Origin of the sequence: Priestia sp. FSL R5-0597, assembly GCF_038006305.1 — a bacterium.
Taxonomy (GTDB): Bacteria; Bacillota; Bacilli; order Bacillales; family Bacillaceae_H; genus Priestia; species Priestia zanthoxyli.
In genome coordinates this window covers 1-18,999 of sequence record NZ_JBBOUZ010000003.1, presented here as the reverse complement: position 1 = coordinate 18,999, position 18,999 = coordinate 1, and the positions used below count along the sequence as shown (strand labels likewise).

Below are 18,999 nucleotides of genomic sequence, written 5' to 3'. Positions count from 1 at the left end.
CAGAATACTGCTAGGAGAAGATAGGTATGGCAAACGAAAGTGAAGGTTTGTAAGCTTCGTAAACGTTAGCTCAAGATAATGCATATTCTTGCTTGGGTCTTGGTAAGAGGAACAGTAGAATCATAAAGCTACTCTAATGCGTCCCGCATCTTGCCCGGAGTAAAGAACCTGCCTACCCCCGTCGAATCTGAAGGAAGTGGAACTTGGTAAGCCCTATGTCATCTGCACAAGCAGTAGGATGACTACAAAGTCAAACAATGTGACAGAGGGTATGGGATATGAGAAAAAGCAAAAGCCGTTACCCTGAAAAGGAACAGGAAGGCAGAATCACTGTATAACTGGACGGATACTGTCGGCTCTACAGACAATGACAGGCTCGAAAGAGCGCCTACTTCTCATAGGTCTTCAACACGAAAATAAATTTGTGGCTATCTTCTAACGAAAAGGAGCGTGCTGTTATGAATACCTCTCTACGAGCGTCGGCGCACGTCTCGCATAAAGATTGGTACTCTATTGATTGGAGTATTATACAAAAATATGTAGCGAAGTTACGACAAAGAATTTATCGTGCCGAACAACAAAATCAACAAAGAAGAGTAAGGAAACTTCAACGTTTACTCCTTCGGAGTAAAGCAAATCTACTGCTTTCTATTCGCAGAGTAACACAACAAAATAACGGTAAGCGAACACCTGGTGTAGATGGCTATACGGCCTCAAAACCAAATGAACGTATCAAACTTTATCAACAACTAGTTCAATGCAATGTCTTTCGACATCGTCCAAAACCAGCAAAAAGAACATTTATTCCGAAGAAAAACGGAAAGCTACGACCTTTGGGCATTCCTACGATACGAGATCGAGTCTATCAAAACGTAGTAAAAAACGCACTCGAACCCCAATGGGAGTTTAAGTTTGAGCCCACTTCCTATGGTTTTCGTCCTAAACGAAGTACACACGATGCTATAAGTAATCTTTTTAATAAGCTTAACACCAATAGTAAGAAAAAGTGGGTGTTTGAGGGAGATTTCTTAGGATGTTTCGATCATCTTAACCATAATTGGATAATAGAACAAACATCTATGTTTCCGGGGAGCACTCTCATTAAAAGGTGGCTTAATATGGGATACATAGAGCAGGATATGCTTCATATGACAACAGAAGGAACCCCTCAAGGGGGAATTGTGTCTCCCCTTCTAGCTAATATCGCCTTATGTGGTATGGAAGAAGAGATTGGTATTGTTTATAAAAAGACTTACAAACCAAACGGAGGATACGCAATTGATCCAAAATGTAAGATAGGGCGTGTTCTATACGCAGATGATTTCGTCATCGTAACGGAAACGAAGGAACAAGCTGAAAGTATGTATGGGAAACTCACCCCTTACTTACGAAAACGAGGAATTACACTTAGCATGGATAAAACTAGAGTTACACATATCGAGGGCGGGTTTGATTTTCTTGGCTTCTCGCTGCGTCAATACAATACGGGACAAGGAAAGAAGTTATTTATCAAACCTAGCAGAGACAGCATTAAAAAGGCTAAAAACAAGATAAAAGATACGTTCTCTGTGATGAGAGGACGACCAGTAAAAGAACTAATACGTGTTTTAAACCCGATTATTCGTGGCTACGGCCAGTATTGGAAACATGTCGTATCCAAAAAGACTTACAGCTACATGGACAATTATATTTTCCTAAAAGTGAGAAAACACCTTAAACAATTGCATCCAAAGAAGTCGAGAAAATGGATTAGCAAGCGTTATTTTAAGAAGCCCCACCACGGTGGAAATAATAAATGGATTCTCACGTGTCCACTTACTAACATTCAACTGTTAAAGATGTCCTGGATTAAGATAGAACGGCATGTCATGGTAGCCTATAAAAACAGCCCAGATGATCCGAATCTAAGAGAGTATTGGGAAAAACGAGACCGTAAGGTCTTTAATACTGAAAATACATTGGATAGGATGAAACTCGCAAGAAAACAAGGATATCGTTGTGCATTGTGTAAGCAGACTCTACAAAATGGAGAGACAGTTACAGTGCGAAAACTAAAGGTTTCTAGAGGTGAATTTGCTAAATTAGTACATGTACCATGTATTAAATAAATAAGTTGTTCGGATAAAAAGAAGGCTTGAGCCGTATGACGGGAAATCTGTCACGTACGGTTCTTAGGGGGGCGGGCGCTCGTGAGAGTACCTGCCTACCCGACTTAACTAAACGTTTATAAAAATATGCGAAGATAAAACGAAAAAACCTGTTCGTGCCTGACAAGCCAACAGGTTTTTTCGTGACTTAATTAAAGATTATTTGTGATGATTTTATCCATCTTAAGTAGTCTGCTCAAAATAAGTGTAAAGTATGTACATTTAATTATATTTTAATTTTCAAGTATTTGTTTCTCTTCGTCTTCTATGTCATCTCTCAATCACAGAATTTGAAAAGTATAGCCAATGTTAATATAATTTTCGATTACGCAGCAATGACTAAGATTAATAAAGAAGAAGAGATAAATAAAAGAAATTATGCTTAGCTAAAAGTTTATACGTTTGGTTATTATGAGAAGTATTTACCTAGTCCAAAACGAAATATATCAATTGGTCCTGGACGCTCATTTTAATGTGAATCTATGAAGCCCTTAGTTTATCTAGGGGCTTTTTTAATGATTTTAAGGAGGTTTTATTGTGACTTAAGATGTTTCTAGTATAATTTTTTTAATTTTTTACAAGAAAATATAAGCACTACTACTTAATTTTGGTATAATAGGAAAGGCTTTTTGTAGTTCTCAAGAATTACAATAAAGTAAAAAAAAGAAAAGTACGAGGGATAATTATCTATGAAAATGTTAAAAGTTGTTTTGGGAGCTCCATTATTAGCGCTGGCGTTAGCTGGTTGTGGTCATGAAAGTAGTGAATCTGAACCACAAAAAGAAGTCACTACACCGCGAACAGCAGTACATACAAATGATACTAACAAGGACACTACTAAAGACACGAGTACTGTAAAAGAAGCTACACCTCACACTCTACAGACGAAGGCAACAGATTTACAAAAAGCTGTTAACTCCAATAATGCTGATATGGATTACCTTATGAGTTTAATGGTTGGCTATCAATATATCCAAGTAGGTAATAACGAATATATCTATTACGGAATTAACCAAGAACAAAATGTCTTTTCAATAATGGAAGTGACTTTTGATAATACAGGTAACTACATTCAAAATGTTAATTTAATTGACAATGCTTCAGCAGATCAAATTGCCATATTACAAAGTCAAATCAAAGATCAACAAGCGCAATTATCAGATCTTGAGCAAAAGCAAATGCAAAAAGAGTTAGACGATTACTATGCTCAACTAGAAGCTGAACAAAAAGCTCAAGAAGAAGCTGATGCTAAGGCAGAAGCTGATGCTCAAGCTGAAGCAGACAAACAAGCTCAAGTAGAGGCGGAAGCACAAGCTAAAGCCGATAAAGAGGAACAAGAGCAAGCTGCAGCTGAACAAAAAGCTCAAGAAGATGCAGATAAAAAAGCCGAAGAGGAAGCACAAAAAGCTCAGGAAGAAGCTGATGCACAGGCAAAAGCAGATGCGGAAGCAGCGGCGCAAGCTCAAGCTGATGCCCAAGCTGATGCAGACGCACAAGCTAAACAAGAAAAAATTTATGCTGCATATGAGGCAGTATCAGATATGCAAGGTTGGATATCACCAGAGGCTCAACAAAAGATTGAGGCGGAATTAGCTTCAAGTGGTGATGGCTCAAGTGAAACTTTAGACCATTGTTTTAACGTATACAACGGAGATGAAGCCGATACGGAAAGTTTATTCTGTAGTAACCAAGAATAATAAACAAGCATAAGGAGTGTGGGGGTTACCTTCACTCCTTTTCATTAACAAGTATTATTTTTTATGAACATTATTCTAAAATAACTAATACTTTCAAACTAATAAACAAGTCTATTACGTAAATAGATATTAAGATAGAAGTGTATATCTGTCTTAGTATAGAAAAAGTGTAGGATTAAAAGGAGATACAGCATGATATTAGCTCAAGGTGAACAAATTGTTAAGGAGTATAAGTGGAAAAGCAAACTTACTATTATCTTAACTAATAAACGTCTCGTTATACGTGACAAGAAAAATGGAGGTTGGAAAGAAGATTATTCTATTTTCCTAAAAGAGGTAGTAAATACAAATATGGCTAAGGACACGCCAGGATATGCAATAAACATAGGGATAGTAGGCGTTTTAGGATTTATTGCATCCTTACTTATGGGGGATGTATTTACCTATGCAAAATACTACGGAACAGCAATTTTATTAAGTTATCTTATACATAAAAGAAGTAATTTTAGGCTTATTGTGACTTTTTCATCAGGAAGAAGAAAAGTAGTAAATGTTCATTGTGCTCATAAAAGAGAATTATTAGAGTTAATGGACTTAGTAGATGCTAAAGTAGCCGAAGTAGCATAATTCTATATTCATATTTAACTATATTGTTAAACATACATACAATAAACATCTTAAGAGGAGGAACAATAATGTACAAAAAAGGTATTATTTCATTAGTAGCAGCAACTACATTTTTAATTAGTGGTTGCCAATCAGAGGAAAAGGCAGATTCAAAAACGGTAGAAACTGAGAAAGGTAGTAATCAGGAAGCTGGTAATAACAATGCTGTTAAGACTACGGAAGGTAGCGGTAGTACTACCAGCGATAACACGTCTGAAAATAAAAGTGAAGGAAGTAAAAGCACCACTGTGGACAATGACAACACCGTAAAAGGTAGTGGCAATGCAACTGATACTCATAAAAATGATTCCCAACCTGTGTCTAGTAATAAAGATACGACGGTGAGTAGCAATTCAACGTCTAATAATACAGGTAGTCCATCAATTGATACAGCAGGTCTTCTTATGAGTGATTATATAGGTGGATTAACAGACGCTATTAATACAGGAAGATTCGACTATTATGTTAGTGACTTTATTGAAGGATCCCTCTATAATCAACAAAAGTCATTAGTTAGTAAACTATATAAACAAGGTATTAAGGAAAGATGGGAAGATTATTCTTTAGTTAGTTTTAATAAAACTGGGGAATCTTCAAAAGGAAGTCTTTATAAGATAGCAACCCGCGAGACTGTTACAATCATTAAGCCTGATGGTTCCCAAGCCACTAAAAAATATAATTGGATGTATTCTGCAATTTATCATGATGACCATTTATTTTTAACAGATATCGCTAAAAATGGCCCAATAACAACTGTTTCAGAAAGTAAAGCAACGAATAATCAAAATCAGTCTACAGATAATCAAACAGTTACAAACAGCCCAGCACCTGCTAGCAAAAAAGAAGAGTATCTATATAAACTGGACCATACTAAAGATATGCTAGAAGCAAGTGCTACTTCTGAAAATGATATGGAAAGAAAGCAACAATATAGCCAGAATTATCAATTGTGGGATGGTTTATTAAACGAGATTTACGGTGTTTTAAAGACACAATTATCTGCTTCAGAAATGAGTAAGCTTCAATCTGATCAACGCCAATGGATCGAATCTAGAGATGCAGCTGCCCAAGAAACTTTTGATGAAGAAGGTGGCGGTACCTTATCACAAGCTGAACAAGTACGTACATTATGGGAACTTACAAGAGACCGTTGCTACATTTTAGTTTACAACTATATGAAATGATGAGTAAATATTATTATTTGGAATTTTATATGTTGCTTACCTTTTTTATCTTATGTTTGTATGCTTTAATATAAGTACAGACATACATATCTATATAAGTTCGTTTTTGCTAGGAGAGAGCAGCCAGTATATGATGGTTGCTCTTTTCGTATTTGTATAGAAGAAACTAAACAAAATGGGTTAGTAATTAACGTGGTTTGGTTTAGGGAATTTACACTAAGAGAAGGAAGAAAGAAAAGAATTAAAATAGAAGAATGGCGTACTTACTCTCCAGGATGAAATGCGTGAATTGGGCATTACAGAAAATCAAATATTTTAAATGCAAATGATTGAAGTTGAACCACCGAAGAATAATAAAACTAGACGATGATACATTGGCAGCTGCTACTATAGTGGCTGTCTTTTTTGTCGAAATTTGAATATGAGAATAGATGGTTATGTTGGAAAATTAATAGTATCATAGTCATAGCAAGTGGGTGGTCATATATAACCAAGGGGAGAGATTCGATGAAGAAAAAGGGTATTATCTCATTATTATCTGTAGGACTATTAGCTTCCTCATTATCAGTAGGTACAGCTCAAGCGGACAGCAATACTTACGAGGCTTCAAAGAAGGCAATTGAAGGTCAATTAGAGACTAATAAACCACTCAATCATAACGTAATTAGTCCTAGTGTACTTAATGATTTTAAAGAGAAAACTCTGAACTCATTAAAAACTCCGAAGTCTTTTTCAGCAAAAAAATCAAATGCTGCCAGTATTAGTGGTAGTAGCGGTTCGCCAATGTATGAGAGTGAGCCCAATGATGATTTCAAAATAGCAGACACTTTACTAAATGATAGAATGACATTTGGACAGTTTGACGATACTTTCGATATAGATTTTTATAAGGTATATGTATCTGGGAAAGGTACTTTATTAGTAGGAGGGGTAACGGATACTCCTTCCGGTATAGATTTATTATTTGTGGCAACCGAATATGATTACCAAGATCATGGATATTTAGAATACTTAGATTCTGAATATGATGATGGGGTAGAAGTCCAAGAATACAAAGTTAATAAAGCAGGCACATATTACATACCTGTTCTAGATTTAAATAGTAGTGAAACTGATGACGTGTATGGAATCTCAACCTTATTTCAAGCTGAGGCTAAAGATACAGTTGCACCAAATAAACCTACTGTTAACAAGGTAGACAATAACGATAAAGTTGTAACAGGTAAGGCAGAAGCAGGTTCAACAGTCACTGTTAATGTAGGGAAAAGTCGAATTGGATATGCAAAGGCGAGTTCAAATGGTTCATTCTCGGTTAACATCCCTGTTCAAAAAGCAGGAACTAGCCTTAATGTAACTGCTAAGGATGCTTCAGGGAATGTGAGTAAACTTACGTATGTAACTGTTGTGAAAGCAGATGTTACGCCGCCTAACAAGCCAACAGTTAATAAAGTAGACGATAATGATAAGGTCGTAACTGGTAAAGCTGAGGCTAATTCCACTGTTACAGTTAATGTAGGGAAAAATCGAATTGGGTATGCAAAAGCAAATTCGAAGGGAATATTCTCTGTTAGTATCCCAGTACAGAAAAAGGGTACTACACTTAACGTAACTGCTAAGGATGCTTCAAATAATGTAAGTAAACTTACGTATGTAACTGTTGTAAAACATTAATTTTTTTGAATCGGTTTTGCTAGAAGAGAGCAACCAGTATATGATGGCTGCTCTCTTCGTTTGTACAGAGATAGTTTATTAAAATCAACTTAAAATTTTCTCCTAAGAGGTTATTTTAATAGTCCTGTTGAATTTTATTAGCATATATTACTTATTTAACTACTTTATGCTAAAATAACTAAGACTTTAAAACTATTAACAACTTAGAAGGGAACACACACATGAAAATATTTTTAATCATTGTCATCAGTCTTATTGTTCTTAATATCTTAAACAAAGCGAGACGCAAAACCAAATGGAACCTTTCCAATGCCCGTTTAACGTCTTCCATCAACAAATGCAAAGCGGAAATGACTAAATCGTATAACTGTCATGAAGATGATTTTGAAGTGTATCGTCACGACGATCGAGTAGAAAACGACGGTACTGCCCTTATTTTAGACCGAAACAAAGGGAAAGTTGCGTTTGTGTATGAACAACGTTTTAGCATTACCGATGGCTATAACATTTTAGATGCACAATTTGTACCAAGGATACATATGTCAGACAACACGGTTACCTTGAAAGTTTATACGGAAGATATTGACGTTATGTACCTTACAACGTACGCACGCCGAGGGTTTTTCACAGGTGGCGAAGCCTATGAAATGGCCAACGTGCGAACAATGGCTCTATTAGAAAAATTAATTGGGTTAAAAGGGTATTATCCTGATTTTAATGATTCACCTTCCGAATCCCCGTACTCCATGGCAGACGAACTTCGTAAACTAACCGACATGTATGAAGACGGGTTGTTAGACAAAGAAGAATTTACGAAAGCTAAAGCAAGATTATTAGCTTAATACCCTTACCTTTTTTCTATAGGAGGATATTATGAGTAAAGAAAAGTCGAGTAAAGCGTTAATGGTTTTTGGTATTTTATTATTGATTACAATAGTGTCAACTCTGGTATTCTTGTGCTTAACCAAGTACAACCCTCACTATTGGGATGATGTACTAATAAGCTTCGGTGCTATTAGTATGCTCGGAGTAGTTTTTCTACTTTACATAAAGGAAGTGCGTATTAAAGAAAACTGGTCAAAGATACCTTTAGTTGGTAGAACTATATGGTGGATGATGTTCATTACTCATAGTTACAATTTCATAGAACAATTTATGGTAGCGTTTATCTTTCGATAAGCGTTCTTTTTTTACTTAACTAAATGAGTAAACATTAAAAGTTTGTTATAAAAACCATAGTTTTATCATTTACTCTTAGTGACGACAAATATGAACTTTTTCTATAATATAAAATATACAACAAATAGGTCATAGTGACAGGTAGTACTTCAGCAAAAAGCTTAGCCAAGAGTATCTTTTTTAAAGAAAGTTTATTGAAAAAACCTAGAGGATCCGAATGTAGAACTTTCTATTTCTTGTCCATTCCATATCCATCGATTCATTGTGTGGCTACTTTTATTTAGATATACGTTATTGCTAAGCTCATTATATTTATTTGAGTAATGAAGATTGGCTAGAAGTAAGTTAGATTTTACTGAAACCATAATGTTATCATTGATGATGTTATGGGTCGCGTGATACTGCATTAATAATTGGCCACCATCCATTTTTATTGTATCGTTCCCATATAAGATATTTTGTGCAATCGAAGTATTCATTGTTCCCCCACGCTTTTGATCATATCCTCCAATTGAGATTCCTGTAAAACGATTCTCATAAATCATGTTACCTATGACTTGAATGTTGCTAGTTTGTTTACCTTGGTGTTCACTAGCGATTTCTATTCCTAAATCGTTATGACTTGAAATATTATGTTTAATAACAACATCCTTTCCTCCATCTACATAGATTCCTCCAGCAGAATATTCGTGTCTATAGGCTGGGTTAGAATAGCTGCTTACGTTATAAATAGAGTTTTCACTGATAACTCCTTCACGAGCTTGATCAAATTTTTGATTAGGAGCTATCTTTTCGAAGCCAATTATATCAATTCCTATATTATCAACGTTACGAATTGTATTTGCATGGATCACAAACTTTTTAACATTCCCATTTAGAGTCAGCGCTTCACTAAAACCTAAAGTTAGGTTTTCAAGTAAGTTTCCCGATATTTCAATATTGTTTAATGAACGTGGCGCTTCGGATCCATAAAAAGCTATTCCATGTGTATTTCCATTTTTGTGTGCGGTCTTAATATCAAAAATATGATTGTTAATAATCCGAAGACCTTTGCCCCTTCCCTCCACTAAAATACCGCACGGTGTATCTTGTTCTTTCAAAGTAGAAAAATGCCCTATATTTAGACCTTGAATTGTAATATAGCTCTTGTTTTTTATGGTAACTAGCCCTCCATCTGAAGAACCACTCTTTATTTTCTTTCCACTAATAATTGGCCTTTCATTTTTATAATTTCTGAAGATAATGGGATTCTGTTTATTACCTGAACGACTAATCACTAACTTTTCGTGATAAACACCGTCTCGAATATTAACAGTCGTCCCAGGTTTAGCTACTTTACCTGCCTTTTTCAAAGTTTTAAAAGGGCTGTTTTTAGTACCTGCATTTTCATCACTTCCTGCAGGAGAAACGTAGATTTCATGATGTATAGGCTCTACTGAAGGTTGATTAGCAGCCTCAACCCTTTGATTTATACAAAACAGGAAAAGAAGAAGAATACTAACTGCTTTTTTCATAAGATACTCCTTAATGTTCATGAATTTCATTTACAAGATCTTTCAATTATACTATCGCTTCCTTAATCAGTGTGTAAAACACCGCACTATGTCTTATTATTTTCTTAAACTACAATCATTTTTACATTTAAAATGGAAAGTGCTAAAGTAATGCTAGAGTAATGTAGTAAATCAGTTAAAACTGGAACATGTAAATCAATAAGTATATAAATAATAAAACTTCAATGATGGAAAAAGTACTGTAGTATTATTATTTTCATGGAGAACTTACATTAAAAAGAAGTTTGGAAGTTTAAATCGATGTAGAGATCCAGCATAGATTCAGATTAACTCAATCTTTTATATTGGTGAGCTTTAGCATATTCACCATATTGAATTTGATGTTGTTTCCTTGAAGCATACTGAAGAAGTAAAGTATGCCTAAAAAATGACCATTTTTTCTATTATCTATATACAATAAAACTTTTAAAACTTGATGTTTTTATTGTAAGGTAATAAGATAAATAAACATTTTATATTTAATGAATTAATTTTTATGCAAAACCCACAATTCCTCTTTAGCATTTCTTCGTGGGCTTTGTTTATAATTACACCTGAAGAGGAGTACATAGGTTATGAAAGATAAACATTTTGAAAATAAGTTTAAAGAAACCCTAAAAAAATTAAATGATATTGAATTTGCATTAAATGAGTCATCTATTGTAGCTATCACAGATAATAAGGGATTTATAAACCACGTAAACGATAAGTACTGCGAAACATCTAAATACGAAAGGCATGAACTCCTCGGCCAAAATCATCGTATTGTCAATTCAAATTATCATTCAGAAATGTTTTTGAAAAATTTATGGAAAACTATTCAGTCAGGAAACGTATGGCATGGAGAGGTAAAGAGTAAAGCAAAAGACGGCTCATACTATTGGGTAGATACAACTATTGTTCCTTTCTTAGATGAAGAAGGTCATCCATATCAGTACGTATCTATTCGTAATGATATTACAAAACGAAAAGCTTATGAAGAAAAGATTAAGCAACTGGCTTATTATGATCACTTAACCAATTTGCCTAATCGTTACTGGTTGAATAAGCAGTTGAAAAATTTACTCTTGGACAAAAAGTCAGCACAATTGACAGCCTTCTTATTTCTAGATTTAGATCGCTTTAAATCTATTAATGATACGTTTGGCCATCACCGTGGAGATGTCTTGCTTAAAAGGGTAGCAGACAGATTAAAGAATTGTATATCATCTGCTGATTTTATTTCAAGACATGGAGGAGACGAGTTTATCCTAGTAATACACACCTTGAAAACGATTGATGAAATAAAAAAAATCACTGAAAAAATTATAAAAGAGGTGTCTCTTCCTTTCTACATAGATGGCCATAAATTTCTGGTTTCTACAAGCATTGGCATCAGCCTATTTTCAAAGGAATGTAAGCAACATGTTATTCCAGAGAACATTGGTGAACTAATAGATGAACTAATTAAACAAGCAGATATGGCTATGTATATAGCAAAACGAAATGGACGAAACACATACGAAGTAAGTTCACATACATCAAATAAAGAACTATTCAAAGCTGTTAGTATGGAAAATGAGTTGAGATACGCACTAGAAAGAAATGAATTTCAACTAGTTTATCAACCACTTGTTGATTTAAAAACCCTTGAAATAATAGGAGTAGAAGCGCTTATTCGTTGGAATAGTGAGAAGTATGGTATTGTCTACCCTGATGAATTTTTACCTATTTTAGAAGAGCTAGGATTGGTGGTACCAGTTGGAACCTGGGTATTAGAACAGGCATGCAATCAAATGAAAACATGGACAGATATGTATTCTAGGGTTACTAAACTTGGCGTAAATGTATCGCCTATGCAATTGAAATCACCGGAATTTGTAAAAGTTGTTGAAGATATCTTGAAAAAAACGGGACTTAATCCATCTTTTCTTGAAATTGAAATTACGGAAAACGTAATCCAATACAACCAAGATTTAAAAGAAGTCCTGATACCTATCCAAAACTTAGGGGTTAAAGTGGCCATGGATGATTTTGGAACGTGTTATTCTTCTCTGAGCCACCTCAGATATTTACCAATTAATACGTTAAAAATTGATAAATCATTTATTGATGATTTGGATCAGATAGGAAAAGTCCTCGTGGAAACAATTATTCAAATGGGAAAAAAATTGGGCTTGAATATAGTCATAGAAGGAATTGAAACCGAAGAACAGTTACAATTTGTATTAGAGAAAGGTTGTCAAGTCGGCCAAGGTTACATATTTTATGAACCTCAACTACCTGAGAAGATGTATAATATTTTAACCCAATAGAAAAAATTGTTACATATCGGTAAAACAGATGCTGAGAGTGCTTTTTCCAAGACTAATAAATAAGCCTATAACAACATGAATAAGTAATTGCAGTTACCTAATTAAACTGCAATTGCTTTTTCAATTTTAATAAGAAGATCTTATACAATGACATGTTAATTTTTCTAAAGAGCTTTTTTTATAATTAATTGATCCCCTAATGTTGTAATTTCCAAGGTATCGCCATTATAAATGTTTAAACAATCTCTGAGCTTTTTAGGAATGTTTAAGTATTTATCTTTCTTTATGACCCGTGATTGCCCCGTAAACAAAAGAATTCCTTCTGTAGGAAATTCATACTTATGTTTTTTCGCGACAATAGTACTATTCCCTTTGATAAAGAACTGTAATTGTATATGTTCTTCTAAATCGAGAGATTTGAGCACAGAAGAAGGGAGTTTTACCCTCCCTTCTTTGATTTCAAGTAAAGATAACTTATTCAGTTCAGGTTCCATAGATTCCTTTATTAGACCTGCAGGTTTATTTTCCTCTTTTTTCTTCTTTAAAATAATGCTCGTATTAATGACTTTCACTTCTATTTCCTCGTGTAAATTTATATCATGTATTTCGCGGAGCGTCTTTGGAATTACAATACAGCCTAATTCGTTGATAGATCTAGTCAAATTTTTTGCTACTTTTTTCTCCAACCGTACCGGTAAAAATTTAACCTGTCTCATAACAAAAAAGTTTTTATAGTTGAAGAATTGTATTGTAGAAGATGTATGGATATTAGCACGCTTTAAAAACAGAGTCGGTACCTTTACTCTCCCCATATTATCGATTGTCAAATATTCTTTAAGTAATTCGTCCTTTTTCACTAATAAAAATCCTTTCAAGTGTACTCTATAAATAAAGGTTAACTTTGAGTCTAATTAATATTCATCTTTTATGTTTTTATTAGCTTAACTAGGTTATTAAACTTTGATTTTTATAAATTAAATAACCACAATTATTCCAAATATATCATACAAATATAAATAATAGGTTAAAAGTAATATTTTTTACTTTATGGGTTATATTGAAAATTTATTTGCTTTATAATAGGACAAGTTGTAGAGGAGGAATATTGCAGTGAATAATTTAAATCATAATACTATCCTTCCCCAGGAATGGCTAGATTTAGTCAAAGAAGCGATGAATTCAGACGTTACTCAGGAGGAATTTAAGGAGTTTTTAAATAGGAAATCTCAAGAATTAAACAACCATAAACAACATTAATAAATGATTAATGTTGTTTATGGTCAAGGTATCTATTTACTTTCTAGGAATTTCCTAATTTCTTCAATGGTCAATTCCAATTCCTTAGCTTCCTTTATAAGTTCAATCCACTCTCTATTTAGTTCTTGTGCTACTAATTGTCCTTTACTGTCCATAAAAGTTACCTCCAGATATTCAGGGGGCTCAGCTGCCATAGCCCTTAGACCTTAGACCTGTAGCTTTGCGTCCTAGCTTTTCAACTAGTTTGCCTTTATCTCAATATGTAAATTTATAAATATTTTACTATATAATGGTTGTCGAATTGTGTCAAAAAAAGTATTGTCATTTATTTTTTCTACAAGCTACATACACTGTTCATATCTAATAAAAAAGAGCATTATAAAAACTAAACAAATATCCAGCTAATTACTACCTCGCTTCACATACATCTTTCTCAATAAAAATTTTGCTCGATGAAGCCTCGCCCTGACTGTTCCCACACTAATATTTAAGGCAGTAGAAATCTCATTATAAGGTAAGTCTTTAAAATAAAAATAAACAATAACATGCTGATACTTTTCAGGTAAAAGCTCTATCCTTTTAAGAAGTGCCTCATTTTCCAATCTTTCTATTACATGTTGTTCCAATAATATAGTATCAATGTTTTGTGAGTATTGAGTCATCTCTATATCATTAGAGGATATTACTCGTTTGTTCTTCACCCTTCTCAAAAAATCAATACTCTGATTAACAGTAACACGATATAACCATGCATACGCTGATTTTTTACTATCTTTACCTTCTAGCTTCAGAAGTTGATAATACTTAATCCAGACCTGCTGCACAATGTCTTCGGCCGCATGACTGTCTTTTACATATGCGGAGGCTATATGTAAAAGCTGTGTTTGATATTGCTCTACTAGGCTATTTACAGTTACCTCGTATTCAAATTCCTCCAATTACAATCATCCAAACTAGTTAAATTCTCTTTTAAGTTGTCTATGCTGAACAAAACTTAATGACAGCAAATAAAAAGCTACCTCATCAGTAGAAGAGGTAGCTTTTTGTCAGGGTTCAAACGTATAAGATGTATTAAAATCGAATGGCAACTCAATTATATCATGGTTTTTTCCATAAAAGGTATATTCAACCTTTAAAACATCTAGATAATAAATGACTGCATATTCTATGTAAGTCAATTATACGAATATATAATAGCCAAAAATATATTACTTCATTTGTATTCTAACTATTTAAAACTAATAAGCAAAAACGTGACTACCGATTCTCTTGTATGCTTTGCGTGTAAATATCCATTTATTTGTTGCAGTTGTAGGATTATAATAGTAGACAGCTCCATCAGTAGGATCCCATCCTTTAAATGCATCCGTTACTGCTCTATAAGCAGATTGATTTGGGGTCAAAGCGTATTGTCCGTCATTTAAAGCTGTAAACGCATTTGGTTGACTAATAACGCCAGGTATACTTTGTGGAAAATCTGGACTTTTAGCACGGTTTAGAATGACGGCTGCTACAGCTACTTGCCCCTCATAGACTTCACCTCGCGCCTCTCCATAAACCACATGCGCCATTTTTTCTACATTATTTATTTTTGCATATGTACCAGGTCCGACGACCCCGTCTTGCGTGAGCCCCACATCATGTTGAAAATTCTTAACGGCTTGCTGAGTCAATAAACCATACTGACCAGTTGGATTTACGTGTAAATATCCCATCTTAACTAGCTGTGTTTGCAGCGAAGTTATTTCTTGTTTATGACTAGTTGATTGTAACGACACAGACGCGGATGCAGGAGATCCTATGTATAGAGTTCCTACTAAGGAAACGCCTAGAAATCCTACTTTCAGTTTCTTTAAAAAGTGCATGTAATTTCTCCTTTGTTTAAATAATTATTAAAACTCAGCCTTTATCCTGTAAGGTATAATTGTTTGTACTGCTTTACGTAGTACTCTTTATATTTCAATGATAAATAGACCTTGGATAAAAGTTAGGTAATATGTCTACTGAATTTAGGAGTCGATTGGTTAATTTTAACGCTAATATGAATTTAAACCAGTGTAAATAGTCCTATTAAATAAAAACAGAAAAAACCACTAGTAGGTTTCTAGTGGCTTTACTGTTTAAAAATCGTTATATTCTTCTAGATCGTCATCGTCTAATGAGCCGGATATGTTTTCTAAATCTGCAATCTTTCCTTCTTTCAGTTGGAGAACCTTTGAAGGCTCTTCTTCTTTGAAAGAATCGTTTCCTACAAAACCTGTTGTTTTTGCTAATGTTTTTAACTCAGCTAGTTCATTCTTTATATGTTCAAGCATTTCGTAGGTTCGTGTGTTTTCCATTGCTTTTCTTTCAGTAGATGAATCATTTAGATCACGTAGAATTAAAGATGAAATATAATCCCCTAACTTACGCGATTTAGCATATGTGGCTAGTTGATGATACACTTCATCACTCAATCGATTTGTCTTAATCGTAAACGCATTTTGACGCTCTGACATCCCCATCACCTACGTTGTTAGGATTTAACGACTTTCTTCTCTGCTGCTTGCTTCTTTTGAACGTAACCAATACTACGAATCTCTAAACCAAATAAATTTAAATGGTGGCTATCTTGAGGAACCTTATGATACTTTTCAGTACGCTCTTCTCCGATTTTGTCACGCATGCTATTCATGATAGCAACTTCTAAAGTAGGAGCTACCCCACCACAGTATACATATTTACGCACTTTATTTGCTGGTGGTGGTGCAACATCATTTAATTTAGCCAATAAAATCTCTACATATTCTCGAAGAGAAGACTTAATTGTACTTGTTAAATCAATGGATTCGCCCGTGTTTTCGTTTTTTAATACAAACTTTTGTTTGCTGTAGTTATCAAGAATAAATTGATCAAAGGCACGTAAGTCTGTAAACAGTTCTAAGAATTTTTCTTTACGTAATTTATCAATATGTGCTAAATAAGGAATGCCTTCAATGCTTTGGAATGACTCACGACTATTGGCAGCTTTCAACCCTTCCGGTAAAATAACTACGTCAATGGAACCACCACCAATATCCACCATAACTGTTTCACATTCCACATACTCATTTGCATCTTCACGATCTTCAAGCGTTAAGTCTTTTTTCAAGGCAAAACGTGCACTTTCTCCCTCTTTTAAGCACGCACTTTCTTCTACTACTACTTTTAACGTACTTTCAAAGCCCGGTGTATGCACAGTAAACGAATGGTCGCCTAAGAAACGATTTGCCATGGCTTTTTGAGCTGCCCCAAATGTGCTTTCTTTCTTAAGGAGCCAGATTGGTAACATGGTAGAAAAATAGTCAATTTCAATTGTATTGTCTTTTTTATTTTTCGCATGTAACGCATGGTAATACGCAATCGCAGCTAAAAAGGTGATGTATGGAATGTGACTTGTGATTTTATTATGTAATTTATTAATATGATTATTAGCCAGCAATTGACTAGCTGCAATGTCTCCTACTAAGAAATAACGCTCTTTCTCTTCCCCATGAATGGTTGTAGAAAGTAAAATACGCTTCTTAAATTCTTCTGGAGCTGTAACAGCATCTGTAAAAAACGAGTCTGCAGCTTCCTTTTGAAGTTCAACTACATTCGTTGGAAAATCGAATAGATATCCATCCATAATGTTCATATCAACGGAGTTACCGCAATCTTTATTAAAACGTGAAATTTTCATTTATAAACACCTCATCTTTTAAGTTGAACTTATATTCAACTCATTGTACTCTATACGAGGTGATTATTCAATATCTCTGGCCAACTTATTCATCTACAAAACCTTACATATATCAACAATTATTCACATTAAGTAGAACATGAACCCACAAATAATATTTAGATTTAACACCTTATGTATCTTACGTTATATCATCAACATAATAAGAGCCTGCATCAAAAATGATACAGGCTCCCGTCTCTTACAACTAAATAATCCTCGTTCTCATTTGCCCTTGTGAGGCCCTTTCGTCACGTATATCGATTCATAACGAGAGTGCCGTTCGTTAAATTACAATACCTACTTATCAATTTGGGTAATACATCTGCTGAAGTCGCTGTTACGTCTTTCAAAACCGAATCAGTCCCTTCATTACGCTTAAGTATTTAACCTTTCACAGTAGCCTCTAAAAATCTTATTTGGGCTCTGTACTATCTGTTTACCACATATGTATGGATTAAAACTTCTTTTTTGATTTAACTTATTAATCTCATTGAAAATTGTCTCTTCTATAAAACCCTTCATTTATCTATCATAAATAAAAAAGCAGTTTGCATTTGCAAACTGCTCTTTTGATGACCCGTACGGGATTCGAACCCGTGTTACCGCCGTGAAAGGGCGGTGTCTTAACCGCTTGACCAACGGGCCATGATTGTTTTTTAAGTTTAACTTAACTGTTTGTTATACTGGTGGGCCTAAGTGGACTCGAACCACCGACCTCACGCTTATCAGGCGTGCGCTCTAACCAGCTGAGCTATAGGCCCTTCATTTGGAGCGGGTGATGGGAATTGAACTCACGACATCAGGCTTGGAAGGCTGATGTTTTACCACTAAACTACACTCGCGTTACTTAAGATGGGGCGACTGATGGGAATCGAACCCACGAATGCCGGAACCACAATCCGGTGCGTTAACCACTTCGCCACAATCGCCATATGTATCTAATTGGCAGGGGCAGTAGGAATTGAACCCACACTGACGGTTTTGGAGACCGTAGTTCTACCTTTAAACTATGCCCCTATCAGATGGTGGCTCGGGACGGAATCGAACCGCCGACACAAGGATTTTCAGTCCTTTGCTCTACCAACTGAGCTACCGAGCCTTTATATAAATGGCGGTCCCGACGGGAATCGAACCCGCGATCTCCTGCGTGACAGGCAGGCATGTTAACCGCTACACCACGGGACCAAGATAGAAAATGGAGGAGGAAGAGGGATTCGAACCCCCGCGGGCTTTGACACCCCTGTCGGTTTTCAAGACCGATCCCTTCAGCCGGACTTGGGTATTCCTCCATATATTTATAACAAATGTAACTTGTATGGTAGCGGCGGAGGGAGTCGAACCCACGACCTCACGGGTATGAACCGTACGCTCTAGCCAGCTGAGCTACACCGCCATATCATTCATTGTAATTATTAAATTGGTGGAGCCTAGCGGGATTGAACCGCTGACCTCCTGCGTGCAAGGCAGGCGCTCTCCCAGCTGAGCTAAGGCCCCATGATACTTCTGGTCGGGAAGACAGGATTCGAACCTGCGACCCCTTGGTCCCAAACCAAGTGCTCTACCAAGCTGAGCTACTTCCCGTTCATGGCGCGCCCGAGAGGAGTCGAAC

16 protein-coding genes, 11 tRNA genes and 1 riboswitch are annotated in these 18,999 nt (G+C 35.2%); of the genes, 9 read left to right on the top strand and 18 right to left on the bottom strand.

Annotation, left to right across the window (positions count from 1 at the left end; genetic code table 11):
• The first annotated feature begins 458 nt into the window (after positions 1–458).
• From ltrA to MKX72_RS27405, 7 genes are all read left to right on the top strand, one after another.
• Complete coding sequence (gene ltrA, locus MKX72_RS27435) at positions 459–2,108, top strand: group II intron reverse transcriptase/maturase (RefSeq protein ID WP_155009616.1); 1,650 nt, start codon at positions 459–461, stop codon at positions 2,106–2,108.
• A gap of 728 nt (positions 2,109–2,836) precedes the next feature.
• Positions 2,837–3,844: a hypothetical protein gene (locus MKX72_RS27430; protein ID WP_328170977.1), complete on the top strand. Its 1,008-nt coding sequence runs from the start codon at positions 2,837–2,839 to the stop codon at positions 3,842–3,844.
• A gap of 192 nt (positions 3,845–4,036) precedes the next feature.
• Positions 4,037–4,471, top strand: a complete 435-nt coding sequence (locus tag MKX72_RS27425; RefSeq protein ID WP_340760995.1) for a hypothetical protein — start codon at positions 4,037–4,039, stop codon at positions 4,469–4,471.
• Between the two features lie 68 nt (positions 4,472–4,539).
• Entirely contained in the window at positions 4,540–5,694 is a 1,155-nt protein-coding gene (locus MKX72_RS27420) for a lysozyme inhibitor LprI family protein (RefSeq protein ID WP_340760994.1), read from the top strand.
• A gap of 507 nt (positions 5,695–6,201) precedes the next feature.
• Positions 6,202–7,365 (top strand): Ig-like domain-containing protein, encoded by a 1,164-nt coding sequence (locus MKX72_RS27415; RefSeq protein ID WP_340760993.1) that lies wholly within the window; start codon positions 6,202–6,204, stop codon positions 7,363–7,365.
• Positions 7,366–7,586: 221 nt separating this feature from the next.
• Positions 7,587–8,207 carry an SHOCT domain-containing protein gene (locus tag MKX72_RS27410; RefSeq protein WP_340760992.1) on the top strand — a complete coding sequence of 207 codons (621 nt, stop codon included), beginning with the start codon at positions 7,587–7,589 and terminating at the stop codon, positions 8,205–8,207.
• A 31-nt stretch (positions 8,208–8,238) separates the two neighbouring features.
• A complete protein-coding gene (locus MKX72_RS27405; protein ID WP_048018746.1) occupies positions 8,239–8,544 on the top strand; it encodes a hypothetical protein in 306 nt (101 codons plus the stop codon).
• Between the two features lie 191 nt (positions 8,545–8,735).
• On the opposite strand, the gene MKX72_RS27400 is transcribed toward MKX72_RS27405, so the two are convergent.
• The gene (locus MKX72_RS27400) at positions 8,736–10,058 is read right to left on the bottom strand and encodes a DUF1565 domain-containing protein (protein WP_154974663.1); all 1,323 of its coding nucleotides are present in this window, start codon (positions 10,056–10,058) and stop codon (positions 8,736–8,738) included.
• A gap of 614 nt (positions 10,059–10,672) precedes the next feature.
• Here MKX72_RS27400 and MKX72_RS27395 point away from each other — a divergent pair.
• Positions 10,673–12,391, top strand: coding sequence for a sensor domain-containing protein (locus MKX72_RS27395; RefSeq protein WP_340760991.1), 1,719 nt, complete (start codon positions 10,673–10,675; stop codon positions 12,389–12,391).
• A gap of 164 nt (positions 12,392–12,555) precedes the next feature.
• Here the strand turns inward: MKX72_RS27395 and MKX72_RS27390 are convergent, their stop codons facing one another.
• Positions 12,556–13,248 carry a hypothetical protein gene (locus tag MKX72_RS27390; protein ID WP_154990775.1) on the bottom strand — a complete coding sequence of 231 codons (693 nt, stop codon included), beginning with the start codon at positions 13,246–13,248 and terminating at the stop codon, positions 12,556–12,558.
• A 253-nt stretch (positions 13,249–13,501) separates the two neighbouring features.
• Here MKX72_RS27390 and MKX72_RS27385 point away from each other — a divergent pair, with 253 nt between their 5' ends.
• The gene (locus MKX72_RS27385; protein ID WP_098113918.1) at positions 13,502–13,648 is read left to right on the top strand and encodes an anti-repressor SinI family protein; all 147 of its coding nucleotides are present in this window, start codon (positions 13,502–13,504) and stop codon (positions 13,646–13,648) included.
• Between the two features lie 32 nt (positions 13,649–13,680).
• On the opposite strand, the gene sinI is transcribed toward MKX72_RS27385, so the two are convergent.
• From sinI to MKX72_RS27305, 16 genes are all read right to left on the bottom strand, one after another.
• Positions 13,681–13,803, bottom strand: a complete 123-nt coding sequence (gene sinI, locus MKX72_RS27380; protein ID WP_098113917.1) for a DNA-binding anti-repressor SinI — start codon at positions 13,801–13,803, stop codon at positions 13,681–13,683.
• A 19-nt stretch (positions 13,804–13,822) separates the two neighbouring features.
• Positions 13,823–13,907: riboswitch (cyclic di-GMP riboswitch) on the bottom strand.
• Positions 13,908–14,049: 142 nt separating this feature from the next.
• Positions 14,050–14,586 (bottom strand): RNA polymerase sigma factor, encoded by a 537-nt coding sequence (locus MKX72_RS27375; RefSeq protein ID WP_098113916.1) that lies wholly within the window; start codon positions 14,584–14,586, stop codon positions 14,050–14,052.
• 300 nt (positions 14,587–14,886) lie between these two features.
• Complete coding sequence (locus MKX72_RS27370) at positions 14,887–15,513, bottom strand: cell wall hydrolase (RefSeq protein ID WP_098113915.1); 627 nt, start codon at positions 15,511–15,513, stop codon at positions 14,887–14,889.
• A 255-nt stretch (positions 15,514–15,768) separates the two neighbouring features.
• Positions 15,769–16,146, bottom strand: coding sequence for a hypothetical protein (locus MKX72_RS27365; protein WP_098113914.1), 378 nt, complete (start codon positions 16,144–16,146; stop codon positions 15,769–15,771).
• Between the two features lie 17 nt (positions 16,147–16,163).
• On the bottom strand, positions 16,164–17,348 hold the full coding sequence (locus MKX72_RS27360) for an Alp7A family actin-like protein (RefSeq protein WP_154990773.1): 1,185 nt from the start codon (positions 17,346–17,348) through the stop codon (positions 16,164–16,166).
• A gap of 615 nt (positions 17,349–17,963) precedes the next feature.
• Positions 17,964–18,035 (bottom strand) — tRNA-Glu (locus MKX72_RS27355).
• Positions 18,036–18,074: 39 nt separating this feature from the next.
• A tRNA-Ile gene (locus tag MKX72_RS27350) sits at positions 18,075–18,151 on the bottom strand.
• Positions 18,152–18,157: 6 nt separating this feature from the next.
• Positions 18,158–18,232: transfer RNA gene (locus tag MKX72_RS27345), tRNA-Gly, on the bottom strand.
• 11 nt (positions 18,233–18,243) lie between these two features.
• Positions 18,244–18,319 (bottom strand) — tRNA-His (locus tag MKX72_RS27340).
• Between the two features lie 14 nt (positions 18,320–18,333).
• Positions 18,334–18,407, bottom strand: a tRNA-Trp gene (locus MKX72_RS27335).
• Positions 18,408–18,413: 6 nt separating this feature from the next.
• Positions 18,414–18,489, bottom strand: a tRNA-Phe gene (locus tag MKX72_RS27330).
• 10 nt (positions 18,490–18,499) lie between these two features.
• Positions 18,500–18,575: transfer RNA gene (locus MKX72_RS27325), tRNA-Asp, on the bottom strand.
• 11 nt (positions 18,576–18,586) lie between these two features.
• Positions 18,587–18,679: transfer RNA gene (locus tag MKX72_RS27320), tRNA-Ser, on the bottom strand.
• Positions 18,680–18,706: 27 nt separating this feature from the next.
• Positions 18,707–18,783, bottom strand: a tRNA-Met gene (locus tag MKX72_RS27315).
• Between the two features lie 25 nt (positions 18,784–18,808).
• Positions 18,809–18,884, bottom strand: a tRNA-Ala gene (locus MKX72_RS27310).
• Positions 18,885–18,894: 10 nt separating this feature from the next.
• Positions 18,895–18,971 (bottom strand) — tRNA-Pro (locus MKX72_RS27305).
• Positions 18,972–18,999 lie beyond the last annotated feature (28 nt).

Bases quoted from the DNA above. Each gene is read 5' to 3' on its own strand.
- ltrA (WP_155009616.1), top strand. From the start codon at position 459: ATGAATACCTCTCTACGAGCGTCGGCGCACGTCTCGCATAAAGATTGG.
- MKX72_RS27430 (WP_328170977.1), top strand. From the start codon at position 2,837: ATGAAAATGTTAAAAGTTGTTTTGGGAGCTCCATTATTAGCGCTGGCG.
- MKX72_RS27425 (WP_340760995.1), top strand. From the start codon at position 4,037: ATGATATTAGCTCAAGGTGAACAAATTGTTAAGGAGTATAAGTGGAAA.
- MKX72_RS27420 (WP_340760994.1), top strand. From the start codon at position 4,540: ATGTACAAAAAAGGTATTATTTCATTAGTAGCAGCAACTACATTTTTA.
- MKX72_RS27415 (WP_340760993.1), top strand. From the start codon at position 6,202: ATGAAGAAAAAGGGTATTATCTCATTATTATCTGTAGGACTATTAGCT.
- MKX72_RS27410 (WP_340760992.1), top strand. From the start codon at position 7,587: ATGAAAATATTTTTAATCATTGTCATCAGTCTTATTGTTCTTAATATC.
- MKX72_RS27405 (WP_048018746.1), top strand. From the start codon at position 8,239: ATGAGTAAAGAAAAGTCGAGTAAAGCGTTAATGGTTTTTGGTATTTTA.
- MKX72_RS27400 (WP_154974663.1), bottom strand. From the start codon at position 10,058: ATGAAAAAAGCAGTTAGTATTCTTCTTCTTTTCCTGTTTTGTATAAAT.
- MKX72_RS27395 (WP_340760991.1), top strand. From the start codon at position 10,673: ATGAAAGATAAACATTTTGAAAATAAGTTTAAAGAAACCCTAAAAAAA.
- sinI (WP_098113917.1), bottom strand. From the start codon at position 13,803: ATGGACAGTAAAGGACAATTAGTAGCACAAGAACTAAATAGAGAGTGG.
- MKX72_RS27370 (WP_098113915.1), bottom strand. From the start codon at position 15,513: ATGCACTTTTTAAAGAAACTGAAAGTAGGATTTCTAGGCGTTTCCTTA.
- MKX72_RS27365 (WP_098113914.1), bottom strand. From the start codon at position 16,146: ATGTCAGAGCGTCAAAATGCGTTTACGATTAAGACAAATCGATTGAGT.
- MKX72_RS27360 (WP_154990773.1), bottom strand. From the start codon at position 17,348: ATGAAAATTTCACGTTTTAATAAAGATTGCGGTAACTCCGTTGATATG.